At 29.8% G+C, this 20273-nt stretch carries 20 protein-coding genes; 12 read left to right on the forward strand and 8 right to left on the reverse strand.

Annotated features, from left to right (window positions below; translation table 11 throughout):
• Nucleotides 1-18: 18 nt before the first annotated feature.
• The 6 genes from BLT70_RS00480 (at nucleotide 19) to BLT70_RS00505 (ending at nucleotide 6811) form a co-directional block, all read left to right on the forward strand.
• Nucleotides 19-771, forward strand: coding sequence for a Crp/Fnr family transcriptional regulator (locus BLT70_RS00480; protein WP_231962769.1), 753 nt, complete (start codon nucleotides 19-21; stop codon nucleotides 769-771).
• A 301-nt stretch (nucleotides 772-1072) separates the two neighbouring features.
• Entirely contained in the window at nucleotides 1073-2458 is a 1386-nt protein-coding gene (locus tag BLT70_RS00485) for a CmpA/NrtA family ABC transporter substrate-binding protein (RefSeq protein WP_091890044.1), read from the forward strand.
• Nucleotides 2459-2589: 131 nt separating this feature from the next.
• A complete protein-coding gene (locus BLT70_RS00490; protein WP_091890046.1) occupies nucleotides 2590-3696 on the forward strand; it encodes an ABC transporter permease in 1107 nt (368 codons plus the stop codon).
• Between the two features lie 31 nt (nucleotides 3697-3727).
• The gene (locus BLT70_RS00495) at nucleotides 3728-4585 is read left to right on the forward strand and encodes an ABC transporter ATP-binding protein (protein ID WP_091890049.1); all 858 of its coding nucleotides are present in this window, start codon (nucleotides 3728-3730) and stop codon (nucleotides 4583-4585) included.
• Between the two features lie 5 nt (nucleotides 4586-4590).
• Nucleotides 4591-5415, forward strand: coding sequence for an ABC transporter ATP-binding protein (locus tag BLT70_RS00500; RefSeq protein ID WP_091897276.1), 825 nt, complete (start codon nucleotides 4591-4593; stop codon nucleotides 5413-5415).
• A gap of 121 nt (nucleotides 5416-5536) precedes the next feature.
• Nucleotides 5537-6811 (forward strand): alginate export family protein, encoded by a 1275-nt coding sequence (locus BLT70_RS00505; protein ID WP_091890052.1) that lies wholly within the window; start codon nucleotides 5537-5539, stop codon nucleotides 6809-6811.
• An 84-nt stretch (nucleotides 6812-6895) separates the two neighbouring features.
• Here the strand turns inward: BLT70_RS00505 and BLT70_RS00510 are convergent, their stop codons facing one another.
• Genes BLT70_RS00510 through BLT70_RS00530 form a run of 5 tightly spaced genes read right to left on the reverse strand, consistent with a single transcriptional unit; the run spans nucleotide 6896 to nucleotide 10116 of the window.
• Nucleotides 6896-7819 carry a DUF3078 domain-containing protein gene (locus BLT70_RS00510; protein WP_091890055.1) on the reverse strand — a complete coding sequence of 308 codons (924 nt, stop codon included), beginning with the start codon at nucleotides 7817-7819 and terminating at the stop codon, nucleotides 6896-6898.
• Between the two features lie 56 nt (nucleotides 7820-7875).
• Nucleotides 7876-8742 carry a DUF3078 domain-containing protein gene (locus tag BLT70_RS00515; RefSeq protein ID WP_091890058.1) on the reverse strand — a complete coding sequence of 289 codons (867 nt, stop codon included), beginning with the start codon at nucleotides 8740-8742 and terminating at the stop codon, nucleotides 7876-7878.
• A 50-nt stretch (nucleotides 8743-8792) separates the two neighbouring features.
• On the reverse strand, nucleotides 8793-9302 hold the full coding sequence (locus BLT70_RS00520) for a DUF2480 family protein (protein ID WP_091890061.1): 510 nt from the start codon (nucleotides 9300-9302) through the stop codon (nucleotides 8793-8795).
• A gap of 56 nt (nucleotides 9303-9358) precedes the next feature.
• Nucleotides 9359-9679, reverse strand: a complete 321-nt coding sequence (locus BLT70_RS00525; RefSeq protein ID WP_091890064.1) for a DUF59 domain-containing protein — start codon at nucleotides 9677-9679, stop codon at nucleotides 9359-9361.
• 11 nt (nucleotides 9680-9690) lie between these two features.
• On the reverse strand, nucleotides 9691-10116 hold the full coding sequence (locus BLT70_RS00530) for a SufE family protein (protein ID WP_091890066.1): 426 nt from the start codon (nucleotides 10114-10116) through the stop codon (nucleotides 9691-9693).
• A 207-nt stretch (nucleotides 10117-10323) separates the two neighbouring features.
• Here BLT70_RS00530 and BLT70_RS00535 point away from each other — a divergent pair, with 207 nt between their 5' ends.
• Together BLT70_RS00535 and BLT70_RS00540 are read left to right on the forward strand one after the other, a co-directional pair.
• The gene (locus BLT70_RS00535; protein ID WP_091890069.1) at nucleotides 10324-11250 is read left to right on the forward strand and encodes a PfkB family carbohydrate kinase; all 927 of its coding nucleotides are present in this window, start codon (nucleotides 10324-10326) and stop codon (nucleotides 11248-11250) included.
• Nucleotides 11251-11314: 64 nt separating this feature from the next.
• Nucleotides 11315-13213: an amidophosphoribosyltransferase gene (locus BLT70_RS00540; protein ID WP_091890071.1), complete on the forward strand. Its 1899-nt coding sequence runs from the start codon at nucleotides 11315-11317 to the stop codon at nucleotides 13211-13213.
• A 121-nt stretch (nucleotides 13214-13334) separates the two neighbouring features.
• Here BLT70_RS00540 and BLT70_RS00545 read toward each other — a convergent pair whose 3' ends face one another.
• Nucleotides 13335-13943 (reverse strand): superoxide dismutase, encoded by a 609-nt coding sequence (locus BLT70_RS00545; RefSeq protein ID WP_091890074.1) that lies wholly within the window; start codon nucleotides 13941-13943, stop codon nucleotides 13335-13337.
• A gap of 112 nt (nucleotides 13944-14055) precedes the next feature.
• A complete protein-coding gene (gene fbp, locus BLT70_RS00550) occupies nucleotides 14056-15066 on the reverse strand; it encodes a class 1 fructose-bisphosphatase (protein ID WP_091890077.1) in 1011 nt (336 codons plus the stop codon).
• Between the two features lie 201 nt (nucleotides 15067-15267).
• Between fbp and BLT70_RS00555 the strand changes: the two genes are divergently transcribed.
• The 4 genes from BLT70_RS00555 to BLT70_RS00570 all read left to right on the forward strand — a co-directional run bounded on the left by BLT70_RS00555 (nucleotide 15268) and on the right by BLT70_RS00570 (nucleotide 19309).
• Nucleotides 15268-15747, forward strand: coding sequence for a GNAT family N-acetyltransferase (locus BLT70_RS00555; RefSeq protein ID WP_091890080.1), 480 nt, complete (start codon nucleotides 15268-15270; stop codon nucleotides 15745-15747).
• 1 nt (nucleotide 15748) lies between these two features.
• The gene (locus BLT70_RS00560) at nucleotides 15749-17002 is read left to right on the forward strand and encodes an aspartate kinase (RefSeq protein ID WP_091890083.1); all 1254 of its coding nucleotides are present in this window, start codon (nucleotides 15749-15751) and stop codon (nucleotides 17000-17002) included.
• A gap of 57 nt (nucleotides 17003-17059) precedes the next feature.
• Nucleotides 17060-18877, forward strand: a complete 1818-nt coding sequence (locus BLT70_RS00565) for a lysophospholipid acyltransferase family protein (RefSeq protein WP_091890085.1) — start codon at nucleotides 17060-17062, stop codon at nucleotides 18875-18877.
• A gap of 75 nt (nucleotides 18878-18952) precedes the next feature.
• Nucleotides 18953-19309, forward strand: coding sequence for a phage holin family protein (locus BLT70_RS00570; protein ID WP_091890088.1), 357 nt, complete (start codon nucleotides 18953-18955; stop codon nucleotides 19307-19309).
• On the opposite strand, the gene BLT70_RS00575 is transcribed toward BLT70_RS00570, so the two are convergent.
• Complete coding sequence (locus BLT70_RS00575; RefSeq protein WP_091890091.1) at nucleotides 19299-20261, reverse strand: L-threonylcarbamoyladenylate synthase; 963 nt, start codon at nucleotides 20259-20261, stop codon at nucleotides 19299-19301. The two genes, BLT70_RS00570 and BLT70_RS00575, sit on opposite strands and share 11 nt — an antisense overlap.
• Nucleotides 20262-20273: the final 12 nt, after the last annotated feature.

Raw genomic sequence — 20273 nt, forward strand, 5'->3', positions numbered from 1 at the left:
TATAGAAATTAGAAAACTTTGGCACTGAATCAAAACATAGCATTAAAAAACACAAGAAAAGTAATAAACGATTTTTCTTGTATGTCTTGTACTAATGCTAATTGTTTGATTAAAAAAAATATATATAACTTAATAAATCCTTCTTTTGTTGATAATAAAAAATCGCTCAGATGTAAAAAAGGGCAACAATTTATTATTGAAGGAGCACCTGTAAATGGCTTATTTTTTATTTTAAAAGGCACAGTAAAAGTTTTTAGAACAGGTATTAATGGTCGTGAGCAAATTGTGCGTTTTGCGAAAGAAGGTGAAATTATTGGGCATAGAGGTTTTGGTACAGAAGAGTATTATTCTATTGGAGCTATTGCCTTGCAAGATACAATTTTGTGTTATTTTTCTAAAACGGATTTACAAGAAGCTTTGTTAGAAAATCCGAAGTTTGCTTATGACATGATGTTGTTTTATGCTAACGAACTCAATAGAAGTGAATCTAAAGTAAAATCTATTTCACAAATGACGGTTCGTGAACGAGTTATAGATACTTTATTGTACATCAACAGAAAATTTGGAGATTTAAGAGGGTTCTTAAACTTGCCTTTAAGTAGAAAGGAGTATGCAGATTATGCAGGTACCACAGAAGAGCAGGTAATTCGCGTTTTTTCTTTGTTAAAAAAAGAAGGTTTAATTATTGCAAAAGGCAAAAAGATTGGTATAACAAATGTACAAGCTCTTAAAAACGAGATTAGTGAACATAATTACTATTTAGATTCATAAAATTAATATATCTTAAATTAATTATTTAAATAAAAAGTCTTTCAGTTTATCAATTGAAAGACTTTTTTACGTAGTAAAATTAGCTTAAAATAAGTATAACTAAATAGTACTTAGTCTTTAATTTATATTTTAAAATATTGTTTGTTAATGTTTTGTAAAAATTATATGTTTTTTGGCAGGTTTTAATATGTTTTAAAAAGAGGTTTTAGTATGTGTAATATCATAAGTTGAAATAAGAACTAGGTATATATTTGTTAAAAAAATAAGTATTAATACGTAGATTACTAAAACTTACGAAACAATGAAAGCTCTATTCAAAAAAACAATTTACATTTTACCTGTAGCAATGTTACTATTTGCTTGTGGTGGTAAAGGAACAAAAAAAGAAATAACAACAGAAGTTGTAACAGCATCAAAAACAAAACAATTAGATATAGAAAAACCACAATTAACTTTCGGTTTTATCAAATTAACAGATATGGCTCCTTTGGCAATTGCTAAAGAAAAAGGTTTTTTTGAAGATGAAGGTTTATTTGTTTCTGTAGAAGCACAATCTAACTGGAAAAATGTTTTAGACAGAGTTATTGATGGTCAATTAGATGGTTCTCATATGTTAGCAGGTCAGCCAATTGCAGCAGGTGCAGGTTTTGGTCGTCAAGCAAAATTAGTTACTCCTTTTTCTATGGATTTAAATGGAAATGGAATTACAGTTTCTAATGATGTTTGGTCTAAAATGAAACCAAATGTACCTGCGGATAGTGATGGAAAACCAATTCATCCTATTAAAGCAGATGCTTTAAAACCTGTAATTACAGAATATAAAAACTCAGGAAAAGCATTTAAAATGGGAATGGTTTTTCCTGTGTCTACACATAACTACGAAATTAGATATTGGTTAGCAGCAGCAGGGATTCATCCAGGTATGTATACTAAAGAAAATGTACAAGGACAGATTGATGCAGAGGTTTTATTATCTGTAACTCCACCACCACAAATGCCAGCAACTTTAGAAGCAGGTACCATTTTTGGATATTGCGTAGGAGAACCTTGGAATCAACAAGCAGTATTTAAAGGAATTGGAGTTCCTGTAGTTACAAACTACGATATCTGGAAAAACAACCCAGAAAAAGTATTTGTAATGACAGAGAAATTTATTGAAGAAAATCCAAATACAGCAATTGCAGTTACTAAAGCTTTAATTAGAGCTGGTAAATGGTTAGACAAGCCAGAAAACAGAAAAGAAGCAGTACAGATTTTATCTATGAGTCAATATGTAGGAGCGCCAGTAGAAGTTTTAGCAAACTCAATGACAGGTACTTTCGAATTTGAAAAAGGTGATAAAAGAGATATGGAAGATTTTAATGTATTCTATAAGTACAATGCTACTTATCCTTTTTATTCTGATGGAATCTGGTTTTTAACTCAAATGAGAAGATGGGGACAAATACCAGAAGCTAAAACTGCAGATTGGTATTCTTCAACAATCAAAGATATTTATAGACCAGATATCTGGAAAAAAGCAGCAGCTCTTTTAATAGAAGAAGGTAACATACCTGCAACAGATATTCCTACAACAGATGGTTATAAACCAGCAACAGCAGATTTTATTGATGGTACTACTTACGATGCAAAAGATCCAATAGGTTATATCAACAGTTTTTCAATAGGAAATAAAGACAAAAAGTAAAAAATTGTAGTTCAGTCTGTCATTTTGAGCAAAATGAAATGAAGTAGAAAATCTTACAGTAGATTTCATCACTTTGGTCAAAATGACATCCAAACTTAATTAAGAAAACTATCATTAATTACACTAATATTATGAAAGCAAGTTTAACATTAGGAAAAGTATCTAATTTTATAGGACTAGGTTTTTTTACAACATTAAAAGATCTATTTACTGGAAAGCTAGATAAAGAAGATTTTAAAAATTTACTACGCAAGTTTATTGTTCCACTTGCTTCCATTTTATTGTTCTTTCTTTTATGGCATTTAGGGGCAAAATCTTTATACAATATAGAGGCAGAATATAAAATTGAAAAAGCGTTACAAGATCAAGGGCAAGCAGCAGCAGATGCTTTAACAGCTTGTATTGCTTCTGGTGAATCTAGTTGTCAGCCAAATACCTTGCCTTCTCCTAGTCAGGTTTGGGATTCTTTTCAATCTTTATTAAGAGATCATAATATTATTAGTGCAGACAAAGCTGCATTTGCAGAAAAAACTGCAGCTTTAAATGCTAAAAGAATTGCTGCTGGTAAAGATGCAATTGTTTATACGGGTAGACCATCTTTTGTAGATCAAATATATAGAAGTTTACAAACCGTATTTGCAGGTTTTTTATTAGCATTAGTAATTGCTGTTCCTTTAGGAATCTTTATTGGGTTAAGTCCTACTTTAAAAAGTGCTTTTAACTGGTTTATTCAAATCTTTAAACCAGTATCTCCAGTTGTTTGGTACTTGTTAGTTTTTATGATTGTAAAAACGTTACTAATTGGTTCTGCAGATGATAGTTCATTTACAATTTCATTTATAAGTGTTGGTTTATGTTCTATGTGGGCAACTTTAGTAAACACAGCAATGGGAGTTTCTTCTGTAGATAAAGATTATATAAATGTTGCAAAAGTTTTAAAATTAGGAACTTTTCAAAAGATATTTAAAGTAGTATTACCTTCATCTTTACCATTAATTTTTACGGGATTAAAAATCACGTTGTCAGTTGCTTGGATGGTTTTAATTGCCATTGAACTTTTGGCACAGAGTCCAGGTTTAGGATTGTTTGTTTGGGAAGAATTCCAGAATGGAGCTAACGATTCTAATGCAAAAATTATTGTTGCAATGTTTGTTATAGGAATCATTGGTTTCTTGTTAGACAGATTAATGTTAACAATTCAAAACTGGGTTTCATTTGATAAAACTGATGCAATTTAATAATTAGTTCAACAATTAAACATCAAAAAAAATGGCATATTTAGAGCTTAATAATATTTGCAAAACCTATGGAAATGATGGGGATGAAACTGAGGTTTTATCTAATATAAACCTTAAAATAGAAGAAGGTGAATTTGTTGCAATTGTTGGTTTTACAGGAAGTGGAAAAACAACGTTAGTAAATTTAATAAATGGGTTAATAGAACCAACAAGTGGTGAGGTTTTGTTTAAAGGAGAACCTGTAAATGGTACAAGCCATGAAAGAGGAGTTATTTTTCAGAACTACTCATTATTACCTTGGTTAACTGTTGGTCAAAATGTATTTATGGCAGTAAAAGAAGCTTTTCCAAAGAAAAATAAGGCAGCATTAAATGAAATAGTTGCTAATTATGTTGAAATGGTGAGTTTAACACCAGCCATAAATAAAAGACCTAATGAGTTATCAGGTGGAATGCGTCAAAGAGTTGCAGTGGCAAGAGCTTTAGCAATGAAACCAGAGATGATTATTATGGATGAACCTTTAGGTGCTTTAGATGCTTTAACTCGTGGAAATTTACAGGATGAAATTTTAAATATTTGGGGAAAAGATAAAAGAACAGCTTTGTTAATTACAAATGATGTAGATGAAGGAATTTATATGGCAGATAGAATTATTCCATTACGTCCAGGGCCAAATGCAACTTTAGGTCCAGAGTTTAAAATTGATTTAGAGCGTCCTAGAGACAAAACAGAAATGAATGATAATCCTAATTTTAAGAAAACTCGAAATGAAATTATTGAGTATTTAATGGATATTGGAAATGAGCGTAAATCTGTGGCTAAAGAAGAAATAATACTTCCAGATTTAGTTCCTAAGGATTTTGTTAACCAGTTTAAATTTGGAAACTAATGAGTATGATAACAAAAAGTACAACTACCAAAAATGTAATAGAAAACGGCCTTTTTCCTTCTAGTGAAGTGATGTTGGATTTAAAGAACCTAAAAAAAGTATATCCTACTCCAAAAGGTGATTATGTGGTTTTAGAAGATTTGAATCTTCAGATAAAAAAAGAAGAATTTGTTACCATTATTGGGCATTCTGGTTGTGGTAAAACAACGATGCTTTCTATGATTGCAGGATTAAACCCAATTTCTGGAGGAAACATTTCTGTACTTGGTAAACATATAAAAGGACCAGGACCAGATAGAGGTGTTATTTTTCAATCGCCAAGTTTAATGCCATGGATGACTTCTTTACAAAATGTATTGTTAGGCGTAAATCAAGTTTTTCCTGATGCAACAAAAGCACAAAGAAATGATGTTGCAAAATATTATTTACAAAAAGTTGGTTTAGAAGATTCTTTTCATAAAAAAGCAAGCGAATTATCTCAAGGAATGCAGCAAAGAGTTGGTATTGCCAGAGCATTTGCAATTAAACCTAAAGTACTTTTATTAGATGAACCTTTTGGAATGTTAGATTCTTTAACAAGAGGAGAATTACAAGATATATTAATTGAAATCTGGAATAAAGAAAAAATTACTGCTGTAATGATTACTCATGATGTTGATGAAGCCATCTTTTTAGCAGATAGAGTAGTAATGATGACAAGTGGTCCCAAAGCAAAAATAGGAGACATTTTAGATATCAATTTTGAAAGACCAAGAACAAGAAAATCAGTTTTAGAACACGACGATTATTACAAATACAGAAAGCATTTAATAGACTTTCTAGAACATTAAAAAATAAAATAGTGATATTTATAGAGTTAAAAACATCTGATTTGTCATAAATAAGATATTTTTGTCTTTTTATATTGCGCCTTTAAATATATATTAATTTAATACTAAAAATAGAATAAAAATGAAAAAACAATACATAATATTAGCGCTAATGTTGGTGAGTTGTCAGTTTATAAACGCACAATTTACTCTAGATGGAGAATTTAGACCACGTACAGAGTATAGAAATGGATTTGGAAATTTAATAACGGATGGAACAGATGCTGGTTTTGGGATTTCAACAAGAGTAAGACTGAATACAAGTTATATGACAGATAATTATTGGTTTTATGTTAGTTTACAAGATGTAATGGTTTGGGGAGAAAACAGACAGATTTTACCTTACGATCAAAATAATTCTTTTGCAGTTTTTCAAGCTTGGGCAGAACTTAAGTTAGGAGAAAATACATCTACAAGAATTGGTCGTCAAGTTTTATCTTATGATGATCAAAGAATTTTAGGGGGATTAGATTGGGCACAGCAAGGTAGAAATCATGATGCTGCTTTATTAAAACATGTAAAAGGAAACTTTATGTTAGATTTTGCACTAGCATTTAATCAAGATTATTCAAATCCAACTGGTTTTCAGTCAGTAGGAACTGCATACAACACAACAGGTTATTTCTCATATAAAACAATGCAGATGTTATATATGAAACAAAAATGGGATAAAATTACTGGTAGTTTATTACTATTAAATAATGGTTTTCAAGAGTATGATGTTAATAATGCTGCAGATGGAGTAAGTAATTTACAAACATTAGGAACGCATTTAAACTATAAGGAAGGAAAAATTGGTTTAGCTGCAAATGCATATTTACAAACTGGAAAACGTCAAGGAAAAGTTGATGTAAAAGGTGCTTATTTATTAGGTTTAGATGCAACTTATAAAGTAACATCTAAATTAAGTTTAGGTTTAGGTGTAGAGGCTATTAGTGGAAACGATGGTGGAGTTGGGGAAACAGGAGCTTTCTTTCCTTTATATGGAACAAATCATAAGTTTAACGGGTTTATGGATTATTTTTATGTAGGTAATCATGCAAATTCTATTGGTTTAGTAGATTTTCATGTAAGTGCGAATATTTCTTTAAATAAATCTTCAAGTTTAATGGTAAAAGCTCTTAATTTTAGAGGAGAACAAGCGTTAGCAAGTGGAGAAAAATCTTTAGGAACTGAAGTAGATTTAGTTTACAAAAAGAAATTTAAAGGATATGCATTAGTTCTTGGATATTCTCAAATGTTTGCAAGTGATGGAATGTATGAGTTAAAAGGAATTGCAAAAACTGCTGCTGCAGGAACTCAAAATTGGGCTTGGGCAATGTTAGTAATCAAACCAAAATTTTTAACCGGAAAATAATAGTAAAAAACGTTTAAAAACAAAACACCCTTAAAAATTTATAAAATAAATTTTTAAGGGTGTTTTTATTATCTTAATTATTCTTTATAGAGAATAGCTTAAACCAAATAACCAGTAAGATTGTAGTTTATTATCTACAGTATTAAAAGTTTCTGCAGGATTAGAAATTAAAGCATTATTTAAAGCTTCTTGTTTATTTTTTCTTAAACCAAGCTCAAAGCCTAAACCAATTCCTTTCCATATAGTATATCCAAAAGAGTTTGTAAATGTCCAGTTAGAAAAATCACCATCTTTATAGCTTTGAAACATAGATAAGTTAGATTTTACACTTAAACCTCCGTATTTTTTGGTGTAATCTGCTACTATCTTAGCACCTAAAGAAGATTCGAAAATACTACCAGAATTACTGAAAACAAAATTGTAGTTTCCTGGGTGTATTACAACAACTAAATTGTTTGTAGGTGTCCATGTTGCACCTACCCCAAGATCTAAAAATCCAGGATCATTAAAATTATCTATTAAAGTTGTTCTGTATTCTGCTAAACCAGAAATTGCCCATTTTTTATTTAATCTTTTACCATATAAAGAAGAGATTGTAAAAACATCTGTTGCGGTTTCAAAATCTTCATCACCAGTTACACCAGGAGTTTTGTCATCTAACTTTACCCAACCTAAGTTAATTGCCGCAGAGTTTCTCCAGAAAAAATCATTTTGAATTAAGTTGGCATAACCATTAATTGTAACGCCAATATTACCTGCAGATGCATCTGGTGCTGTTCTAGAATACCAATTGTTAAAGCCAGATAAACTAGCACCAATTGTACCAAAAGCACCTTTTCTCCAACCTGGAAGTGCGTCTATTTTGCCTTGTAAAGCTTTTGCTTTTGATTGTAATTTAGCAATTGAATCTTTTTTAGAAGCTAATGTTTTTTTAAGTTCATCAGCAGTTTGTGCGTTTATAGATAAACCTATAAAAACGAACAATAATAGGATTGATAATTTTTTCATTATTAAAATTTAAAATATTTGATTAAGTAATCTTTCTAGTTTAGACCTAAAAAGTTTTAATAAGTCACTTTTTCATGGAAATTATAATTAAGTCCCATACCAAAAAGTTGCCTAAATTGAATTTTTCCAGATGAATTATCATCAATAATTGTATGAAAAGTCATCTGCATTTTTATAAACTTATTTACCTTAAAACGGATATTTGATTGGTAGTCTAAGTCAATGTTTTGAGGGTTTTCTAAATAATCAGAATAGAGAGCTACAATGTTTTCCATTTCTATATTTTCCATCAGAGAAAATTTAGAATATCCTGTAAGATTAAAACCTAAACTAAATACAGAATTTTTGCCTTCTTCTACACCAAATTTTCCAGAAAATTCATCATTTACAAAAGTAAATCTAGCTGTTGCTGGAGCTATATTTACATTTAAATTGTCAGATTTTTTCCAAAGCATTCCTGGTCCATAACTTAAATATGCAGGAGAAAAGAAGTTAGAAACTGGTGTTTTAGGTTCTGTTTTGTAGTTGTAACCTTCTGAGTATTGGGTTTTAAAATTTGTAAAGAAAGAAAAAAACCAATAATCTTTAGATTTTAAACCTAAAAGGGAATTAAATTCAAAACGGTCATCAGTTTTACGATATCCTTTTTCGCTTAAATGGCTTAAACCATAACCGGTTATAATTCTTGTGTCCCAGTTTAAGTTTTTGTGTTTATGATTAATGTCGTAGTTAATATTTATGTTACCAGCAATAGTGTTTTCTCCTCCAGAAACCCAATTGGTAAATGAAGATTGATTAAAAATAAATGCAAATCTTCCTTGTATTTTCCATTTAGGAGTAGGCAGTGGTTCTTTGTCTTTCTTTTTTTGCGCAGAAAAAGTTACTGAAAATAAAATGCAAAAAAGTAAGAAAAAGTTCTTCAAATTTTTATTCTTTGGTATACAAAAATAACAATATCTCATAAAAATTAAAATTATTTTTTAGATTTATAAAGAGGAACTGTAGAACAAGCTTCACCAAACATAATGCTTTTTGCAATTGGTTGTAATTTTGCAATTAAAAAACTGTAAGCAGAATTTGGGATTGGTTTATTTGCACAACCTTTTATAATAACTGGTTTGTCAGCAAAGTCTCTTAAATCTAAAAACTCCATTAATTCTTGATAAATAACAGTTTCAAGCAAAACTAAATCGCCAATAACAACTTTATTTGCATAAGGTGTTAATTCTGATGCTACTAACATAAAAGCCCAAGAAGGAATAATTGCATCTGCAGAACAAGTTATAGCAACAAAAGAATTTTTGTATTCAGACCAATTATGTTCACTAACAGATTTTCTAAAATCTTTTTCTTTTAAAATAATTTCTTGAAATAACCAGTCTTTAATATCTAAAAGAACTCTTTTTCCTTCAGGATAAATTTCCTCAAGATCAAAAGTCATTAGTTTGCTATTAGATACCCTATTTATTATTTCTTCTTGCATTATTAAGGTTTTAAAATTGTTAATTTAATCTATCAGAATTAAATATTTTAACTAAATTAAAGCATTCCTAATTCTAACTTAGCTTCTTCGCTCATCATATCTTGAGTCCAAGTAGGGTCAAAAGTAATTTCAACTTCACAGTCGTTAATTTCTTTTAGTGTTTTTATTTTGTCTTCAACCTCTCTTGGTAAAGATTCTGCAACTGGGCAATTAGGTGATGTTAGTGTCATTAATATTTTTGCATTATTTTCTTCGGATACAAAAACATCATAAATTAAACCTAATTCGTAAATATCTACAGGAATTTCTGGATCAAAAATTGTCTTTAAAACTCTTACAATTTTATCTCCAATTTCTTCTAATTCTTTATCTGTCATTATGTTTATTCTTAATTATTTAATTTTGATTGTTGTGCAATTGCATACATTTTTATTTGTTTTACCATAGACACTAAACCATTTGCTCTGGTTGGCGAAAGATGTTCTTTTAAACCAATTTCATCAATAAAAGTAGTTTCTGCATTTAAAATATCTGTTGGTTTTTGATTTGAAAAAACGCGCAATAATAATGCCACAATTCCTTTGGTTAAAATAGCATCGCTATCTGCAGTAAATTTTATTGTGTTATTATTTAATTCAGAATATAGCCAAACTTTAGATTGGCAGCCTTTTATAAGATTTTCATCTAATTTATATTTATCATCAATAATTGGTAAAGATTTGCCTAGTTCTATAATATATTCATAACGTTCCATCCAATCATCAAACATAGAAAACTCATCAATAATTTCTTCTTGTATTTCTTTGATAGTCATTTTTTAAAGTTATTTTTGCGGCATCGTAGCCGTTTTATTAAAGGGGCAAAAATACGATAAAAAAGCATTTAAATGCTTGTTAAGTATAAAGTAAACTAATAGTTATTCTAGTTAGAATAATATTTAGAAATAGTAATTGATGTATTAAATTCCAATTTTACTTCTTTATTTATAGGTGTTAGAAGTGAAAAAAATAAAAAAAGTAACATGAGTAAATTATTAGCAGTTGGTACTGTAGCATTTGACGCAATTGAAACTCCTTTTGGTAAAACAGATAAAATTCTTGGAGGTTCAGGAACTTTTGTTGGGTTAGCGGCAAGTCAGTTTGGTGTAAAAACAGGAGTTGTTTCTGTTGTTGGTGGAGATTTCCCAGAATCATATTTAAAAATGATGAATGGCAAAGGAATTAATACTGATGGTATTGAAATTATAAAAGAAGGAAAAACTTTTTTCTGGAGTGGAATATATCATAATGATATGAATTCTAGAGATACTTTAATTACAGAATTAAATGTATTAGAAAAATTTGAACCTGTTGTTCCTGCTGATTTTAAAGATGCTGGAATTGTAATGTTGGGTAATTTACACCCATTAACACAAGCATCTGTTTTAGATCAAATGACAGAAAAACCAAAATTAGTAGTTTTAGATACTATGAATTTTTGGATGGATATTGCACTTGAAGATTTACATACTGTTCTTAAAAGAGTAGATGTAATTACCATAAATGATGAAGAAGCTCGTCAATTATCAGGCGAATATTCTTTAGTAAATGCAGCTAAGAAAATCCATGAAATGGGACCAAAATACGTGGTTATTAAAAAAGGAGAACATGGCGCATTGTTATTTAACGATGGCAGTATGTTTTATGCACCGGCTTTACCTTTAGCAGAAGTTTTTGATCCAACAGGAGCAGGAGATACTTTTGCAGGTGGTTTCTGCGGATATTTAGCAAAAACAGAAGATATTTCTTTCGAGAATATGAAAAACGCTATTATTTACGGTTCTAATTTAGCTTCATTTTGTGTAGAGAAATTTGGAACAGAACGAATGCAGGAGCTTACAGCAGATGAAGTTAAAGAGCGTTTGCAAGCGTTTAAAGATTTAACCCAGTTTGATATAACATTATCATAAATAAAAATCCGCGTCTAATAACGCGGATTTTTTTATACATAAAAAACAACAAAACCCCAGTTAAATGAGTGACGCAATTAAACACGAATGCGGAATTGCATTAGTTAGATTAAAAAAACCTTTACAGTTTTACAAGGATAAATATGGTTCTGCTTTTTACGGAATTAACAAAATGTATTTATTGATGGAGAAGCAACATAATCGTGGTCAAGATGGTGCTGGTTTTGCAAGTGTAAAATTTAATGTACAACCTGGTACAAGATATATTAGTAGAGTTCGTTCTAATCAATCGCAACCAATACAAGATATTTTTGCGCAAATAAATGGACGTTTAAATAGTGTTTTAGAAGAAAATCCTGATAAAAAAGACGATGTTGATTGGCAAGAAGAAAACATGCCTTATGTTGGAAATCTGTTTTTAGGACACGTTCGTTACGGTACTTTTGGTAAAAACTCTATAGAAAGTGTACATCCTTTTTTGCGTCAAAGTAATTGGAGACATCAAAACTTAATTGTTGCAGGGAATTTTAATATGACGAATTCTAAACAAATGTTAGAAGAGTTAATAGAGTTAGGTCAGCATCCAAAAGAAAATACAGATACTGTAACTGTTATGGAAAAAATTGGGCACTTTTTAGAAGCAGAAGTTTCTGATTTATATTTAAAAGCTAAAGAACAAGGTTTTAATAAAAAAGATGCATCGCCTTTTATTGAAGAAAATTTAAGTTTAAAAAATATTTTAAAAAGATCATCTAAAAATTGGGATGGTGGTTACGCAATGGCTGGTTTAGTTGGGCATGGAGATGCTTTTGTTTTAAGAGATCCAAACGGTATTAGACCTACCTATTTTTACGAAGATGATGAAGTAGTTGTAGTTGCATCAGAAAGACCAGTTATACAAACTGTTTTTAATGTTAAGATTACTGATGTAAAAGAATTAGAAAGAGGTCATGCGCTAATTATTAAAAAAAGCGGAACTACATCAATTGAAAAAGTTTTAGAGCCTAAAGAAAATAAAGCTTGTTCTTTTGAGCGTATCTATTTTTCTAGAGGAAGTGATGCAGGTATTTATGAAGAACGTAAAAATTTAGGAAAATATGTGTTTCCTAAGATTTTAACTGCAATAGATTCTGATATTTCTAACACCGTTTTTTCTTATATTCCAAACACGGCAGAAACTTCTTTTTATGGAATGACAGAAGCTGCTGAAGATGTTTTAAATGAACAAAAAACAGCAAAAATTTTAGAAGGCGGAAAAAATTTATCCGCAGAAAAAGTTACTCAAATTTTATCAGAAAGAGCACGTTTTGAAAAAATTGCAATTAAAGATGCGAAATTAAGAACTTTTATTGCTGATGATAGTTCTAGAGATGATTTGGTAGAACATGTTTATGATATTACGTATGGTGTTGTAAAACCTACAGATAACTTGGTTATTATTGATGATAGTATTGTGCGTGGAACAACTTTAAAGAAAAGTATTATTAGAATTTTAGATAGATTAGAGCCTAAGAAAATTGTAGTAGTTTCTTCTGCTCCTCAAATTCGTTATCCAGATTGCTATGGAATAGACATGGCAAGAATTGAAGATTTTATTGCCTTTAAAGCTGCATTAGAATTGTTAAAAGATCATAATAAATATCATGTTGTAGCAGATGTTTATCAAAAGTGTAAAAATCAACAAGAGAATGAAGATGTAGAGATTGTAAATTATGTAAAAGAAATTTACAGTTCATTTACTACAGAAGAAATTTCTGCTAAGATTGCTGAAATGTTAAAAACCGAAGATATTAAAGCCGATGTTGAGGTAATTTATCAAACTATAGAAGGTTTGCACAAAGCGTGTCCTGATCATTTAGGTGATTGGTATTTTACAGGTGATTATCCAACTCCTGGAGGTCATAGGGTTGTAAATCAGGCTTATATAAACTTTTATGAAGGGAATTCTAAAAGAGCTTACTAAAAGCTTTTAAAGAGTAAATAGTATAAAAAAAGCATCCAATTTTTGGATGCTTTTTTATGTATTTGAGTTCAAGTAAAATCACTTTTTTACTTGTGAGAAATACTTAAAGTAAAAACGTTACTTATTTTGCAGCTGCATATCTTTTTTCAGCTTCGTTCCAGTTAACTACTTTAAAGAAAGCGTTAATATAATCTGGTCTTCTGTTTTGGTAGTTTAAATAGTAAGCATGCTCCCAAACGTCTAATCCTAAAATAGGAGTTCCGCCACAAGTAACACCTGGCATTAATGGGTTATCTTGGTTTGGAGTAGAACAAACTTCTACTTTTCCTCCTGGTAATACACATAACCAAGCCCAACCAGAACCAAATTGTGTTGCAGCAGCTTTAGAAAAAGCTTCGATAAATGCATCTTTAGAACCAAAAGCAGCTTCGATAGCGTCTTTTAATTCGCCAGATAAATAACCTCTATCTTCTGGATTTAAAACGGTCCAAAATAAAGAATGATTATAAAAACCACCTCCATTGTTTCTTACAGCAGCATTACTCATATCTAAGTTGGTAAGAATATCTTCGATAGATTTTCCTTCTAAATTTGTACCTGCAATTGCGTTGTTTAAATTATTTGTATAACCTTGGTGATGTTTTGTATGGTGTATTTCCATAGTTCTTGCATCAATGTTTGGTTCTAAAGCGTCGTAAGCGTATCCTAATTCTGGTAATTCAAAAGCCATAATTGTATATTTTTTTCTGATTAAATTAATAATTGTTTTACAAATCTAACAATTAAAAAATGGTTTAACAAGTAGATTTCGTTTTGATAATTTATAGTTGAATAGAAAGGATTTATTCTCCATATTCACGCATAAATTCTTCAACTTTATCAACCATATTTTTACTTCCGCAAACAAAAGGTACTCTTTGATGTAATTCTGTTGGCACAACATCCATTGTTCGTGTATAGCCATCAGAAGATTTACCGTTTGCTTGTTCTGCTAAAAAAGCCATTGGATTACATTCATATAATAAACGTAATTTTCCGTTAGGATTTCTAGAACCTTTTGGATACATGTAAATTCCGCCTTTAATCATATTTCTATGAAAATCAGAAACTAAAGAACCAATATATCTACTTGTATAAGGTCTTTCTCCTTCTTCTTCCTGACAATATTTTATGTATTTTTTTATCCCAAGAGGAAAATCTAAATAATTTCCTTCATTTACAGAGTACATGTTTCCATCTTCTGGAAACTCCATATTAGGATGTGATAAATAAAAAGAACCAATTGCTGGGTTTAAGGTAAAACCATTTACGCCATCGCCGGTTGTGTAAACAATCATAGTAGAGGTGCCATAAACTACGTAGCCAGCAGCAACTTGTTCACTTCCTTTTTGTAAAAAATCTTCTAATTGAACTGGGGTTCCAACAGGAGTAACTCTTCTGTAAATAGAAAAAATTGTTCCAACAGAAACATTTACATCAATGTTAGATGAGCCATCTAAAGGGTCTATTAAAACAATATATTTATTTTGATGATTCTCATCGATACTGTTAATAGATATAAAACTATCTTCTTCTTCACTTGCAATTCCACAAACAATATTTCTACGTGTTAAAGTCTGTATAAATTTGTCGTTTGCATACACATCTAATTTTTGTTGATCTTCACCTTGAATATTAGTATCGCCAGCAGCGCCAATAATATCTACCAAACCGGCTTTGTTTACTTCGTGATTTACAACCTTAGCTGCTAATCTTATAGAGTTTAATAAACTCGAAAGTTCACCAGAACTGTATTTGAAAGCATGTTGGTTTTTAATAATAAATTCTCCAAGAGTTTGTTTTTGTGCAGTCATTTTTTTAATTAAAGTTGATTATACAAAGATGCTATTTTTTTTTTACTATACCGATTTAGTAATCAATGTTTTTACTAAAAAAAAAGGGTGTTTTATTATGAAAAGTATAAATTTTTAACAAATCAAAAATAAATGTGTAAAAAATATCAAATATTTTATTGAGATTTCAAAACCATTATCTTTGACCAAAATTAGTAGTAAATGGGTTTTATAATTAGACAAGGAGAAGAAAAAGACGCACAATCTGTATTAAATTTAATTACAGAATTGGCTGTTTTTGAAAAAGAACCAGATGCTGTAGAAATAACTGTAGACGATTTGTTAAAAGACGGTTTTTCTGATTCTCCAAAATTTAAACTTTTTGTAGCAGAAGAAGATAATGTTGTTATCGGAATTGCGTTATTTTACGAAAGATATTCTACTTGGAAAGGAAAAACAATTCATTTAGAAGATTTAATGGTAACAGAAAGTAAAAGAAAAATTGGTGCAGGAAAAGCTTTGTACACTGCTGTTTTAAAATATGCTTTTGAAAACAATTTTAAAAGAGTTGCTTGGGAAGTAATTGATTGGAATACAAATGCCGTTAATTTTTATAAAAGTACAGGAGCTACTTATTTAAACGATTGGTCTGTGGTACAAATGGACAAAGAAAATTTAGAAAAATATATTCAAAATAATTAAAATGAAAATTTTTAAGTTTGGTGGTGCATCTGTAAAAGATGCAGAAGGGGTAAAAAATGTTGCTTCAATCATTAAAAATGAAGGAGCAAAAGATACTTTAGTAGTAATTTCTGCAATGGGCAAAATTACAAATGCTTTTGAAGAAGTTGTAGATGCTTACTATAACAAATCAGAAGAATTACCAAGTAAATTAAGTTTTATAGAAGAATATCATAAAAATATTATGAGTTCTCTGTTTGATAAAGAAGATGAAGTTTACAGAGATGTTGATATTCTTTTTGGCGAATTAGGTTGGTTTTTGGCTAGAAATTCATCACAAAGATATAATTATGTATACGACCAAATTATTTGTTTTGGCGAGTTGTTATCAACCAGAATTGTAAGTGGATATTTATCTAAAATAGGCACAGAAAATACTTGGTTTGATGTGCGTAATTATATAAAAACCGATAGTAATTATAGAGACGCAAAAGTAGATTGGAAACTTACAGAAGCTATTATTACCAAAAAAGTTGATACTAATAAAATTAACATTACGCAAGGTTTTGTTGCAGCAAACGATACAGAAAATACTACAACTTTAGGTAGAGAAGGTTCAGATTATACAGCAGGAATTTTTGCATATTGCTTAAATGCCGAAAGCGTTACAATTTGGAAAGATGTAGAAGGTGTTTTAAATGCAGATCCAAGGGCTTTTTCTGATACTACTTTGTTAGAACAAATTTCTTATGAAGAAGCAATAGAAATGGCTTTTTATGGTGCATCTGTAATTCATCCAAAAACATTACAACCAATTCAGAAAAAGGAAATTCCTTTGTTAGTTCGTTCTTTTTTAAATCCTAAAAAAGCAGGAACAAAAGTATCTAAAGGAACTACTTTAGTACCTCATATACCTTGTTTTATTGTAAAGAAAAATCAGATTTTAATATCGATTTCTGCATTAGATTTTTCTTTTATGGTAGAGAATAATATTAGTTATATTTTTCAACAATTACACGAATATCAACTAAAAGTAAATTTAATTCAGAATTCAGCCATTAGCTTTTCTGTTTGTATAGATGATAAATTTAATAAGTTTGATGAATTTTATAATGAGCTAAAAGCGCAGTTTAGAATTGATGTTCAAAAAGAAGTAGATTTATTTACTGTACGTCATTTTGATGCAAAAGCTATAGCTGTAATTGAAGAAAAAGGAGCTTCTTTGCTAACGCAAATTAATAAAGAAACGTCTCAAATTGTTGTGAAAACGAATTAAAAAAAAGTTGCTTTACTTTTTTTAGTAAGTTTGCAAATGCGCGTCTAATTTTAATTTATGGCATTAGTAACATCTAAAGAAATTGCACAAGTAATAGGCTTAAAGAAATTTGGTTTTCTTGGTACTTTTATTGGTTGGATTTTATTAAAGATACTTCGCATTTCTGCGATTAATAGAATCTATGATAAAAATAAAAATAAGTCTGATTTAGATTTTTTAAACGGAGTTTTAGACGATTTTAAAATAAAATTTGAAATTCCAGAAGAAGATTTAAAAAGAATTCCAAAAGGTGGTGCTTTTATTACTATTTCTAATCATCCTTTAGGAGGAATAGATGGTATTTTATTGTTAAAACTGCTCATGGAAAAAAGAGCAGATTATAAAATTATAGCCAATTTTTTATTACATAAAATAGAGCCTCTAAAGCCTTATGTAATGCCTGTAAACCCTTTTGAAGATAGAAAGGATGCAAAATCTAGCCTTGCAGGTGTAAAAAAAGCACTGTTGCATTTAAGAGAAGGAAATCCTTTAGGTCTTTTTCCTGCAGGAGAAGTTTCTACATATAAAGATGGTAAGTTAAATGTAGATAAACCTTGGGAAGAAGGAGCTATTAAGTTGATTAAAAAAGCAAATGTTCCTGTAATTCCTATTTATTTTCATGCAAAAAATAGTACGCTTTTTTATTTTTTAGCAAAAATTTCTGATACTTTAAGAACAGCAAAATTACCATCGGAGTTAATGTCTCAAAGAGGTAAAATTATAAAAGTAAGAATCGGAAAACCAATTTCTGTAAAAGATCAAAATGAGTTTAAAGATATTACGTCTTTCTATGAGTTTATCAGAAAGAAAACTTACATGTTGGCAAATCCTTTTGAGAAAGCACATAAATTAATTTCTACTCAGAATATAAAAATACCGAAGAAACCTGCTAAAAAAATAACCACTCAAAGAAATTCAGAATTATTTGTTAAAGAGATAAATGCTTTAAGAGAAGCAGATGGACGTTTATTAGAAAGTAAAAATTACGAGGTGTTTTTTGCAAACGCCAAAGAGATTCCTAATTTATTACATGAAATTGGTAGATTGCGTGAAATTACTTTTAGAGAGGTTGGTGAAGGAACAAACAAATCTATCGATTTAGATAAATATGACAAGTATTATTATCACATGTTTTTATGGGATAGAGAAGCAAACTGTTTAGCAGGAGCTTACAGAATGGGACTTGGGAAAGAAATTTTTAAAAAATACGGAATCAACGGATTTTATATTCAAACCTTATTTAGGATAGAACCAGAATTGCATCAAATGATGAGCAATACCATAGAAATGGGACGTGCTTTTATTATTGCAGAATATCAGCAAAAACCAATGCCTTTATTTTTACTTTGGAAAGGAATTGTGCATGTTACATTGCGTTATCCAGAATATAAATACTTAATGGGTGGCGTTTCTATTAGTAATCAATTTTCTGATTTTTCTAAATCGTTAATGATTGAGTTTATGAAATCTCATTATTACGATCCATATATTGCACAATATATTTATCCGAAGAAAGAATACAAAGTAAAATTAAAAGATGCAGATAAAGATTTTGTGTTTGATTCTACAAAGGCAGACATGCAAAAGTTTGATAAAATTATTGATGAAATTGAACCTGGAGCATTAAGAATTCCGGTTCTAATTAAAAAGTATGTAAAGCAAAATGCACGTTTAGTTGCTTTTAATGTTGACCCTAAATTTAACAATGCTGTTGATGGATTAATGTATATTAAAGTTGCAGACATTCCTGATAGTACTGTAAAACCAGTAATGGAAGAATTTCAAGCAGAGTTAGAACGTAAAGCTGTAGAAGACCTTCTTAGCAAGAATAAGTAAAAAGATTTCATCTGCCAAAAAAGCAGTTTTTTTATTTGGTATAATTTTGGCTGTAAGTAAGTTAAACTAAATGTAATGAAAACCTTTTTAAAAATATTATTAACAGCTCTAGCAGTTGTAGTTTTAGCTAAAATTTTACCAGGAGTTACGGTATTAAGTTACACAACAGCAATAATTGTAGCTATTGTAATTGCGCTATTAAACATGTTTGTAAGGCCACTTTTAGTGTTTTTTACTTTGCCTGCAACAATTGTAACTTTAGGATTATTTCTCTTTGTAATAAACGCAGTAATTATTTTATTAGCAGATAAATTAGTAGATGGTTTTGAGGTTCCAGGATTTTTTACCGCTTTGCTATTTAGTATTCTACTTTCGTTTTTTAGAACTATTTTATTTTCGCTTTTAAAAGAAAACAAACAAACTAATTATTAAAAGCAGCTCTTTGTAAACGATCATTCATAGATTTTCCTAAACCTATTTCTGGTAGTTTTTCGGCAATAATAATGTCTAAATTTAAATGATCTAATTCGTGTAGAGAGTCATATAATTTTGATGCTGCTTCATGTAAATTACTAGTTTTAGATAAAATAATTTCAGTAAAAATTTCATCAGATGTAAAAGAGGAATTATATGCTAAAACTCCAATTTTTTTAGTTGGATATTTTTTAATTTCTGATGTAATATCCGAAGTTAAAACTGTAAAAGTTGATGGCGAATAATGCTTGTCTAACATTCCTGGAGCATCAGGATTTTCTTCCTTTTTATTTTTTACGGCAACTTTACCAACAACAGCTTCAATATCTTCAAGTGCCAAAGCGCCTAGTCTGTAAATAATTGGTTCGCCATTTTCAAAACCTATAATGGTAGATTCAATGCCATTTTTACAAGAACCGCCGTCTAAAACTAGTTTCAGTTCGTTTTTAAAATAACGTTCTACATGCTCTGGTTTTGTTGGGCTAATTTGATTAAAAGGATTTGCACTTGGCGCAGCTAAAGGAAAAGGTAATTTTCGTAAAAGTTCTAAAGTTACAGGATGATTTGGCACACGAACAGCAACCGTATCTTTACCAGCAGTAATTATATTTGGAATATTTTTTTGTTTTTTTAAGACTAAAGTTAAAGAACCTGGCCAAAATGCATTTGCTAAGATTCTTGCTTTTTCAGGCACTTCAGAAACAATCGTTTCTAATTCATCAACAGAAGAAAGATGTACAATTAACGGATTAAAAAAAGGTCGTTTTTTAGTCTCGAAAATACTCTTAATCGCTTTTTCGCTAAAGATATTTCCGGCTAAACCATATACAGTTTCTGTAGGTATTGCAACCAATTCTTCGTTTGATAAAAGCGCAATTGCTTTTTGTATGTCTTTAGAAATAATGCTCATAATTCGTTTGCA

It is taken from the genome of Polaribacter sp. KT25b (assembly GCF_900105145.1).
Lineage (GTDB): Bacteria > Bacteroidota > Bacteroidia > Flavobacteriales > Flavobacteriaceae > Polaribacter.